Genomic DNA, 9,506 nt, shown 5'->3' on the forward strand with positions numbered 1-9,506 from the left:
TTGCCGGTCTGTGTCTCAAGCCATAAGGATCTGGAAATTCTGCTTAGAGGCTTCTGTTTCGCTTACAATCATCGCCCGCAGCGTGTTCTGGGCGGCATAACTCCCGCCCAATGCATCATGTCGTGGCTTGAAAAACATCCCGCATCTCGTAATCCTGATTACGTCAAACCAACCAATCGTGACATCATGAAACAGGTCGACGAAATCCTCGATTATGCCAATGACGTCTCACAACCTGACACATATCCCCACGGGCGCAGTAGACCTGTTCGTAAAGATGACGCGGTTCGGACGTTCCCTGCGGCAGAGTGGTGACGATAAAGCGATGATAGCGGTTGCCGTGGCGCCATTCGGCCTTGGCCACCACCCGCCTGCGGCGTGTCCAGCTATCCTTTGTGATCCAGTCAAAGGAGGCAAAGCCGCGCGCCGCTTTGCCTGTCGTGGCGGCTTCGTCACGAACCTCAGCGGACAAGGAGGCAATCCGCTCATACAGGCGGGTGTTGCCTGCAAGGCCGAACAGGAAGTCCACGTGGTTGTCTTCGCACCATGTCATCAGAGGGTCCCGGGCGAAGCCACTGTCCCCGCGCACCAGAAGACGCACTCTGGGCCAGCGGTTCCTGATCTGTTTCACAATCCGGCGGATGTCTGCCAGCGCTTCCTTCCCCGGGTCCCTGTCTGCCGTGCGCAGGGTCGCGCTGAGGAGATGATCCCCGCAGAAGATGTATAACGGCAGATAGCAGGTATGGCCGTAATACCCATGAAAGGCCCGGCCTTCCTGATGGCCATGGATACGGTCATCCGTGGCGTCCACATCCAGAATGATCCGGGTGGGTGCGCGCTCATGCTGATCCATGAACACGCTCACAAACAGGGCTGCGAGCGCATCATGATCCGCAATGATCCGACAGTAACGATCGGCCTGCTGCCCACTGCACTCCAGGCGGTTCAGCGTGGATTTTCCGGCCAATGCTGCGCAGTTCGCCCGGCCACCCGACAGACGTCCAGACACCAGGCCCATGACAGGATCATGACGCAAAGCATCATGGTCATTAAGGTCTTCGTAACCCAGAGCCAGCCCCATGATCCGCTGACGGACAAGGTCTTCAACCCGGTATTCCACAAAGGCAGGATGCCGCTCATCGCGAAAACATGCAGCAAAACGGCGGCTGAACCCCAGACGATCATCAACCTGCTTTAGCAGAATGGCACCCCCATCCGAACTCATCCGACCCCCGTCAAAACGGGTCACAACACGCCGTCCACAGGAGGCTGGAAATTCATATGCGCTCACGCTACACTCTGTCTGCATCGGGTTCGTTTATTGCTTATGAGAACTTCTTTTCTACAAAATAGACTTTCTCATAATCTAACCCGATGTACAACTCTCGTGTGAGATATCCGCGTCGATGATCCGGTCTGCCAGCATGCAAGGAGCGCGCAAAGATGCGTCCGCCATGAGCCCTTCTCAACTAGGATCGTGCCTGCGCCCAGGCCGAGAAATGTTTTCGAGCTGCCCTGAAGCGGTCCGTGCTTTGGGTCGATCGGATGTACAGGCATCCGGTCGGGCGAAAGGCCTTTGGACAGCCCAGATTATGCAAGCCGAAGCGCGAAAGCACCTGCAATCGCTTTGAAAATCTGGGTCGAAGAGTACACGGAAGCAGGGGCATGTTCTCGGTAAAAAGTCGCATTCAGCGACGGGCAAAGGTTGACTGCCGGATTGCGAATCGTCGCCTGTTCGGCAGTGCTACCCAGCGTTTCCGAATTGTCGTTCAAAATCCGAAACGCAAAGTACAATTTAATGCACTTTTTGAAACGCGCCGCCTTCCGTTAGGCTTTTATGAAGCAACTATTACAACGGTAGCTAACCGGGGGGAATAATGAACGCTTTGACTCCACTCACCGCAGATCAAAGCTATCTGCGCCATTTCTGGCATCCTGTCGCAACCGTGAACGAACTCGAGGCTGCAGATCCGGCAGGCAACGGTCCGATCGGTAGGACGCTTCTTGACGAACCGCTGGTCATCGCGAAGCTGAACGGAAAATACGTCGCCATGCGAGACCGCTGCGCGCATCGCTACGCGAAACTGTCCGTCGGGAAGGTGCTTGAGAACAACCGTATCCAATGCCCGTATCACGGCTGGGAATATGGTGCCAGCGGCCGCTGCGAACTTATGCCGGCCTGTCCCAGCGACGCGATCCCGAAAAAGGCGTTTACGCCCGCATATGCCTGCGAAGAGCGGTACGGAATCATCTGGGTCCGCCTCGACAGCTCGTGGGATTGCACGAACATCCCTTACTGCGAAGCTTGGGAAAACCCCGAATTCAAGCGTCAAATCATCGCGGAGCCCTACAACTGGGACAGCTCGGCCGAACGCCGCTGGGAAAACTTCACCGATTTTTCGCACTTCGCCTATGTGCATCCGGGCACCCTCTATGACCCGGCATATTCGGAACCGGCGATCGTGCCCGTTGACCGCGTGGGCGGCGAACTTCGCTTCTTCATGGAGCCGGGCCGCGACATGCTGGACACGCTGCCGGACGATAGCCCGCTGGGAAGCTGGAACTACCGGAACTCCATGCCGTTCAGCGTCAACCTGTCGATCAGGTTGTACAAGAACGACAAGCCTTTCCTTCTCTGGACCACCTCCAGCCCGACCTCACAGAACTCGTGCCGCAACTTCATGATCATCGCGCATACCGAGGACGACTTGCCCGATAGCCAGCCGCTCGACTTCCAGAAGCTCGTCTTGGCGGAAGACCAGCCGGTCATCGAGACGCAGCCTGGCCCGATCTACCTGGACGAGGTTTCGCTGCCGACGGACAAGATCTCGAACCAGTACCGGAAATGGCTGCGCGAACTATCCACTGCCGCGGCAAAGGGCGAAGAAGCGTTCAAAGCGGCCCTGTTCACCGACGTCACCGAAAGCAAGTGACCGACATGAGCGCACGTGAAGACGCTGTGGTTTGGAACCGTTGGTACCCACTCGGGTCGCCAACGGACATCCGGCGGAGGAATGCGACAAGGACCCGGCTTCTGGGCCATGACATCGACCTGGAAATCCACAAGACTTGGATTTCCGCGTCGAGCGACTCCCGCCCTTTGCCAGTGACGGAGCGGCTGGGATATGTCTGGACAAGCCTTGGCAAGCCCGACGGACCTCCACAGCAGCTGCTGGAATATTACGAGGTTGATCGCTTGGTCATGAACATCTGGTCCACGCCCATAAAGTGTTCGGGCCTGCGGATCGTGGACAACGTGATCGACAACGCGCATTTCCCCTTCCTGCATCCCAACATCCTGGGCGACGAGAATCACCTGGATTTGGTTCCGGGAGAGGCCAGCGTCGATGCAGCAGGGGCGTTGTGGCTGAAGTCGCAGAAGGCCTGGCTGCCGCTGACGAACTCGGTCGCAGAATACACCTACCGGATTTCGGACCCGTATTCGGTGGTTCTTTTCATCCATCGCCCAACGACACCGGGTCGATACGACTATCTCGGCATCTTCGCACAGCCTTTGGATGAAGAAAACTTCATCGCGCACAAGTTGCTTGCCTGGATAAGGGAAGACTGGATGGACGAGCGCCAGTTGAAAGCTGACCAGCAGAGCATCTCGGCGCAGGACAAGTATGTTCTCGAGCGGCATGTCCACAAGAAGCTGCCGCTCAACGGCGCGGAAACCTCCATCGAGGTGGACAGCTCTTCGCTGAGCTACCGCGAATGGTTGCGGGCCAACCATGTAACCTATGGAGCGATGACATGACCTCGTATGTTGTTGCACTTGAAAAAGACGTCCGCGACTATTCGATCGTCAGGTCGATGATGGGCGACAAGCCCCTGGTCATCTGGCGGGGCGCCAGCGGCGCGATCAACGTCTGGCTGGATCGCTGCCCCCACCGCTTCGTAAGGCTCAGCGCCGGACGGAACATGGGTGGATACCTCGAAGGCGTGTATCACGGCTGGCAGTTCGAGGAATCAGGCAAGGTGATGCTGGTTCCCGCGATGCAGGGACGCCCGGCCCACGACATAAGTGCGACCGTCTATTCCACGGCCGTGGCGGGCGGCTTTGTCTGGGCGAGCGAGGAAGAATGCTCTCCCTCGGGCAGTGCAGGCGAGCCGTGCTATCCAGTCCACATCGCGGCGCCGGTCGATCAGGTCAGGCTGCATGTCGATTCCAGCGTCGATCATCTTACCCCTTGGGGCGTCGATGGGTCGATGGTTTACCCGACAGGCGATCCGGCGCAAAGGCGCGCGGAATTGTCAGCGATCAGGCGCAGATTGGAGGAGTCATGATACAGTTCCATGACTATCCACTTTCTGGGAACTGCTTCAAGGTCCGGTTCCTACTGGAGCAGCTTGGCCTGGAATACCAGTCGATCCTTGTCGACTTTTATCCGGGATACGAGCACAAGTCGCCGCGTTTCCTTAACATAAACCCGCTGGGACAGCTTCCGGCCATCATGGATAAAGGTCGAGCGGTTCGCGATGCGCAGGCCATCCTGGTCTACCTTGCCGCCGCTTACGACAAGTCCGGCAAATGGTTTCCGCGCGACCACCAGGGCGAGGTCTATCAATGGCTCGCCTTCGCGGACCAGCTGACGGGCTCCATTTCGGCTGCACGGCTACATGATGCGATGTTCTATCGGCTGGACGTGAGCAAGGCCCGGACCGAAGGCATCAAGCTGCTGCGGATCATCGACGAGCATCTCTGGTTCGCCGAAAAAGACGGCCATGACTGGCTGCTGCCGTTGCCGCATCCGACCATCGCGGATGTCGCGTGCCTTCCCTACATTGCACTTGCCGAAGAAGGTGGCATCGACTTGGCTCCGTTTTTCTCCGTCTCGCGGTGGATGGAGCGCTTCATGAGACTCGAGAATTTCAAGCCAATGCCCGGCATGATGCCTCTTCAAATGCCGAAGGAAACGCCATGAACACTCAACGGGTAAAGATCAGGCGGATTGTAGAGCAGACGCCGGAAATCCGTTCATACGAACTGGTCCCCTGCGATGGATCGTCCGTCAAGTTCACACCAGGCGACCATATCGACGTCTGCGTCGGCGACGGCATCGTCCGCCAGTACTCGCTCTGGAACGCCCCCAAGGACTGCGATGCCTATCACATCGGCGTCAAGCGCGAAACAAACGGCCGGGGCGGATCGGCTGCGATGCACGCGCTGAACGAGGGCGACGAGATCGAGGTGGGCCTGCCACGGAACAACTTCGAGCTTCGGTCGGACGAGGGTCCGGTGATCCTGATCGCCGGGGGCATCGGCATCACCCCGGTGCTGGCGATGGCGCGCCATCTTCAGTCCGTGAACCGCAAATGCGTCTTGCACCTGTTCGCCCGAAGCGCCGAACATGTGCCGTTCAAAAGCGAACTCACAGCTCTGGACGAGGCTCCGGTCTATCTTGGCCTTGTTCCGCCGACGCTCAACGCAGTTCTGACCGGGATCCTGTCCAATCCGCCCGCCGATGCTCGCCTGTATTTCTGCGGACCCGGACCCTTTATGGACCTGATCGAGCAACTGGCGAAGAACTGCGGCTGGAAAAGCGACCGCGTCCACCTGGAACGGTTCAGCGTCGATGCGGCCACGCTGGAACTCGACGGCGACAGCTTCGAGGTGGTGCTGCAGAAATCGGGCGTCACCCTGACAGTCGAGGAAGACCAGACCATCATCGGCGCGATGGAGGCTGCCGGGCTGGAGCCGATGACATCCTGCGAACAGGGGGTTTGCGGCACCTGCCTGACAACCGTTCTTGAGGGCGAACCAGATCACCGCGATTTCTACCTCAATCCGACCGAGAAGGAATCCGGGACGCTGATCCTGCCTTGCGTGTCGCGTTGCAAGGGCAAGAAGCTGGTGCTGGACCTATGACATGGTAACGCGGCGCGTATCTCTTGAGGGAGCACTCAAGACCGAGTCCTGCCTTGCCATGGTTAGCCACTTTGCTCGGCGCCTTTCGTTGTCGAGCACGGTCACAAGCGCGACCCCCAGTTACATCACGCTGATTCTGACCGGGGATGAACGCCTTATCGACATGTTCGAGATTGCCTGCTGGCTGGGGCCGGACGACGTGAACATCGACACAATTACGCTTGAGACCGTTTGACGCGGTACAGAACCGAAGCCCGGCACCGCGAAGGACGCTGAAATGGACGGGCTGGATTATAGCCCAACCAACCAGTGTCCAGGGCTGAAAACACAGAAATGGGGAGTAGAATGAAACCATCAGAACTGGAAGCCGGGTGGTTCCCTGCCGGGCTTCAGAACTATGTCCTTCCGAAGACGGCAGGACGTGTCGTAATCGCCGACAACGACATCGCTCTGTGGCGCGGCGAGGACGGCCAGATCCGCGCATGGGAAAACAGGTGTCCCCACCGGGGCATGCGCCTGTCCTACGGCATCGTCCGCGGCAACACGCTGACCTGTCTGTATCACGGCTGGTCATACGACGGAGCTGGCGCCTGCGCGGGCATCCCGGCGCATCCCGAACTGACCCCACCCAAGACGATCCGCGCCAAGGCCTATCGCGCGGCGGATTCCGGCGGGTTCATCTGGGTTGCAAACCCGGGCGAGACGACGGCGGCGCCATCGATCGACGGCGACTGGGTTCCCAACCGCTCGGTCCATATCGACCTTGCCCCGACCAGCCTGAATGAGCTTGCCGAAGGCATTGGCGCCGAACTGGTGTCGAAGATCACCGATCACGCCGCGATCGTCCGCGTTCCCGAAGTGAAGGGAAAAGTCCTTTTGGCGTTCCTGGACATGAAGGAACACGGGGCGATGATCCACACCTCGGTTCCGGCCAGTGCATCGGAGAATGTCGCGATCGCCGTCAGCAAGCTGTCCACCCGTCTGCGACAGGTATTCAAGGCGTCAAGCGCCGCTTAATAGGCATCGCAGCCTAGCAAGTTGATCGTCTCACTTCGACAAGCGAGGAGAAACACTATGACACCCGACACTTTCACCCGTTCGCAATGGTATGCAATCGGCCGCCTTCCCGATTTCGAAGGTGCGGAAGCGAAACCCGTCCGACTGCTTTCGCAGGATCTGACCGTGAGCGACGCAGCTGGCGTTCTTTCGGTGAACGATGCCGATGGGCGCAGCCTTCTGACGCAGATCCGCTACGGCCATCTCTGGACCACGCTGAGCGATACGCCGCGCCCGCTTTACGACGTGCCGGAGTTCGACGAGCCGGACCGGCGTCTTGTGACCGCTGGCGGCGTGGGCGTTCGCTGCTCGGGACTGCGCTGCGTGGAAAACTTCCTCGACATGGCGCATTTTCCCTTCGTCCACACCGACATCCTCGGCGTGGAAGAGCATCCGAGCGTCGAGAGCTACGACGTCAGCATGGATGCGGAAAAGGATGAAATCTGGGCGACCAAATGCAAATTCTTCCAGCCCATGGCTTCGGCGGCGGCATCGGGCGGCCAGATGACCGAATACAAGTATCGCGTCCCGCATCCCTATTCGACGATCCTGTACAAGACCTGCCCGATCCGAGAGGATGTCTGGGATCTGGTCGGGCTGTTCATCCAGCCCGTGGAAGAGGACGAGTGTATCGTCCACTCGTTCATTCTGGTCTTTGACGAGGAAAACACCGACACTGGCCTTCTCCACTTCCAGCAGAACATCTTCCTGCAGGACCGGATGATCCTCGAGAACCAGGTTCCCCGGAAGCTGCCGCTCGATCCCCGTTGGGAATTGCCGACCCGCGCGGACGCGTCCTCGATCGCCTACCGCCGCTGGCTGAAGGCCAATGAACTTCAGTGGGGGGTCGCCCTCTTCAACGAGGCGGCATGAGATGAAGCTGTTCGACTATGTCCTGTCCGGAAATTGCTACAAGATACGGTTGTTGCTGGATTTTCTTGAGCTTTCTCATGAAAAGCAAGCCGTGGACTTCTTTCCGGGTCGTGAACACAAGTCCGATGCATTCCTCCAGATAAATCCGCTGGGACAGATCCCGGTGCTGGAGGACGACGGAGCCTATATCCGGGATGCGCAGGCCATTCTCGTGCATCTCGCCTCGCGCTACGATCCGACAGGAACGTGGTGGCCGGTCAACGATCCGTCCCAACTGGGTCGGGTCGCGCAATGGCTGGCCTTCGCGGACAGCATCACGTCCACGGCCTCGGCCGCGCGGCTTCATGATGTGCTGGGCTACGATCTCGACGTGGCGCAGGCAAGGGCCGGCGCTCACAAGCTGTTCCGTGTCCTGGATGATCATCTGGCCAATCAGGAGCTGCAAGGGTTCAACTGGATCGCGGGATCACGCCCCACGGTGGCGGATATCGCGTGCTTCCCCTATGTGGCGCTGGCAGGGGACGGCGGCATCGAGCTGTTCTACTACCCAGCGATCCAACGCTGGATACGCAGGTTTGTCAATCTTCCGCGCTTCAAGCTGATGCCGGGAATCAACATCTTCGACTGACCTGTCAGACTGGCAAGACCGGGAACGTCACCTGTCATCAGGATGTCGTGCCCGGTCATTTTGATGACCTTCCCGCGCCAGCAGTAGCCAGGCCGATCCGCGTCTGGCGGAGGTGCGGGACTCTCGGCCGTTCCGTGCTGGCGACGGAAACGACCAGCGGCTGATTTGTCGCTGCAAACCACAAACTGCCACGCCAAGGCGAGTAGAACCGGAACGTGGCAGCCGGATTGCAACCCGCGCGCCACATCCATTCCGGGTATCGTCGCCCTGCCTCCGATCAGGCAGAGGACGACACACGCTCTTGCACGGCATTGGATGGCTTGTGCAGCCTGCTACGCTTCGCCGTTGCGCAGGATCGTTTCGATACGCTGCGCATCCGACTTCGACAGGCGCAGGCCCTGAATGACGTTCAGCCCGATGCCGCCCAGACCGAAAACGACGGCCTTGGCGCCGATTTCCACCTTGGCGGTGTTGATGACGGCACCGATGCCGGTGGTCACGCCGCAGCCGATATAGCAGATCTTGTCGAAGGGCGCGTCCTCGCGGACCTTCGCCACGGCGATTTATGGATCGGCGTGCCGTCGGGCAGCGAAAAGCGCGAGGTGCCGTCGGGCATCAGGCCCTGACCCTGCGTGGCGCGGATCCGGGTGCAGAGGTTGGTCTTGCCCGACAGGCAGGACGCGCATTCGCGGCATTCGGGGGTATAGAGCGGAATCACATGGTCGCCCGGCTTGACCGAGGTGACGCCCGGGCCGACCTCGACCACGATACCGGCGCCTTCATGGCCCAGAATGGCCGGAAAGATGCCTTCCGGGTCCGCGCCGGAGCGGGTGAATTCGTCCGTGTGGCAGATGCCGGTGGCTTTGATTTCGACCATCACCTCGCCGGCCTTGGGGCCTTCAAGATTGACCTCCATGACTTCCAGCGGTTTGCCGGCATCAAGGGCCACGGCGGCGCGGGTTTTCATCGTCTGCTCCTTCGTTCCACGCTTGTCCATTAATGCGGACAGGCGATCTTCGCGTGTTAAGGATGTTAGGGCGTGTCGTCAGTTAAACGGGGGGCTTATGAAGCTTGTAC

General features: G+C 59.3%; 9 protein-coding genes and 3 pseudogenes. 10 read left to right on the top strand and 2 right to left on the bottom strand.

The features are described from left to right. Window positions 1–243, top strand: a pseudogene (locus tag B7449_RS24780) (IS481 family transposase); the annotation flags it as partial. Here the strand turns inward: B7449_RS24780 and B7449_RS13320 are convergent. Then, window positions 242–1,309: pseudogene (locus tag B7449_RS13320) on the bottom strand (IS1380 family transposase); the annotation flags it as partial. The pseudogenes B7449_RS24780 and B7449_RS13320 sit on opposite strands and share 2 nt — an antisense overlap. A gap of 568 nt (window positions 1,310–1,877) precedes the next feature. Between B7449_RS13320 and B7449_RS13325 the strand changes: the two are divergent. From B7449_RS13325 to B7449_RS13365, 9 genes are all read left to right on the top strand, one after another. Continuing rightward, window positions 1,878–2,933: an aromatic ring-hydroxylating oxygenase subunit alpha gene (locus B7449_RS13325; protein ID WP_039998265.1), complete on the top strand. Its 1,056-nt coding sequence runs from the start codon at window positions 1,878–1,880 to the stop codon at window positions 2,931–2,933. A gap of 5 nt (window positions 2,934–2,938) precedes the next feature. After that, on the top strand, window positions 2,939–3,760 hold the full coding sequence (locus B7449_RS13330) for a hypothetical protein (RefSeq protein ID WP_197603280.1): 822 nt from the start codon (window positions 2,939–2,941) through the stop codon (window positions 3,758–3,760). Beyond that, a complete protein-coding gene (locus tag B7449_RS13335) occupies window positions 3,757–4,290 on the top strand; it encodes a Rieske 2Fe-2S domain-containing protein (RefSeq protein ID WP_007396222.1) in 534 nt (177 codons plus the stop codon). Before B7449_RS13330 ends, B7449_RS13335 begins: the two co-directional genes overlap by 4 nt. Then, window positions 4,287–4,928: a glutathione S-transferase family protein gene (locus B7449_RS13340; RefSeq protein ID WP_007396221.1), complete on the top strand. Its 642-nt coding sequence runs from the start codon at window positions 4,287–4,289 to the stop codon at window positions 4,926–4,928. The genes B7449_RS13335 and B7449_RS13340 overlap by 4 nt, the downstream gene beginning before the upstream one ends. Then, window positions 4,925–5,872 carry a PDR/VanB family oxidoreductase gene (locus B7449_RS13345; RefSeq protein ID WP_007396220.1) on the top strand — a complete coding sequence of 316 codons (948 nt, stop codon included), beginning with the start codon at window positions 4,925–4,927 and terminating at the stop codon, window positions 5,870–5,872. The genes B7449_RS13340 and B7449_RS13345 overlap by 4 nt, the downstream gene beginning before the upstream one ends. A 1-nt stretch (window position 5,873) precedes the next feature. Next, a complete protein-coding gene (locus tag B7449_RS13350) occupies window positions 5,874–6,107 on the top strand; it encodes a hypothetical protein (RefSeq protein ID WP_039998264.1) in 234 nt (77 codons plus the stop codon). A 110-nt stretch (window positions 6,108–6,217) separates the two neighbouring features. Continuing rightward, window positions 6,218–6,889: a Rieske (2Fe-2S) protein gene (locus tag B7449_RS13355; protein ID WP_007396218.1), complete on the top strand. Its 672-nt coding sequence runs from the start codon at window positions 6,218–6,220 to the stop codon at window positions 6,887–6,889. 57 nt (window positions 6,890–6,946) lie between these two features. Beyond that, a complete protein-coding gene (locus B7449_RS13360) occupies window positions 6,947–7,801 on the top strand; it encodes an aromatic ring-hydroxylating oxygenase subunit alpha (RefSeq protein WP_007396217.1) in 855 nt (284 codons plus the stop codon). 1 nt (window position 7,802) lies between these two features. Then, a complete protein-coding gene (locus B7449_RS13365; protein WP_007396216.1) occupies window positions 7,803–8,429 on the top strand; it encodes a glutathione S-transferase family protein in 627 nt (208 codons plus the stop codon). A 386-nt stretch (window positions 8,430–8,815) separates the two neighbouring features. Here the strand turns inward: B7449_RS13365 and B7449_RS13370 are convergent. Further along, window positions 8,816–9,396: pseudogene (locus B7449_RS13370) on the bottom strand (alcohol dehydrogenase catalytic domain-containing protein); the annotation flags it as partial. Window positions 9,397–9,506: the final 110 nt, after the last annotated feature.

This window comes from Komagataeibacter intermedius TF2 (assembly GCF_000964425.1).
Taxonomy (GTDB): domain Bacteria; phylum Pseudomonadota; class Alphaproteobacteria; order Acetobacterales; family Acetobacteraceae; genus Komagataeibacter; species Komagataeibacter intermedius.

What these genes read in the sequence shown, in the direction of transcription:
- B7449_RS13325 (WP_039998265.1), top strand. Translation starts at nt 1,878, where the DNA reads ATGAACGCTTTGACTCCACTCACCGCAGATCAAAGCTATCTGCGCCAT.
- B7449_RS13330 (WP_197603280.1), top strand. Translation starts at nt 2,939, where the DNA reads ATGAGCGCACGTGAAGACGCTGTGGTTTGGAACCGTTGGTACCCACTC.
- B7449_RS13335 (WP_007396222.1), top strand. Translation starts at nt 3,757, where the DNA reads ATGACCTCGTATGTTGTTGCACTTGAAAAAGACGTCCGCGACTATTCG.
- B7449_RS13340 (WP_007396221.1), top strand. Translation starts at nt 4,287, where the DNA reads ATGATACAGTTCCATGACTATCCACTTTCTGGGAACTGCTTCAAGGTC.
- B7449_RS13345 (WP_007396220.1), top strand. Translation starts at nt 4,925, where the DNA reads ATGAACACTCAACGGGTAAAGATCAGGCGGATTGTAGAGCAGACGCCG.
- B7449_RS13350 (WP_039998264.1), top strand. Translation starts at nt 5,874, where the DNA reads ATGGTAACGCGGCGCGTATCTCTTGAGGGAGCACTCAAGACCGAGTCC.
- B7449_RS13355 (WP_007396218.1), top strand. Translation starts at nt 6,218, where the DNA reads ATGAAACCATCAGAACTGGAAGCCGGGTGGTTCCCTGCCGGGCTTCAG.
- B7449_RS13360 (WP_007396217.1), top strand. Translation starts at nt 6,947, where the DNA reads ATGACACCCGACACTTTCACCCGTTCGCAATGGTATGCAATCGGCCGC.
- B7449_RS13365 (WP_007396216.1), top strand. Translation starts at nt 7,803, where the DNA reads ATGAAGCTGTTCGACTATGTCCTGTCCGGAAATTGCTACAAGATACGG.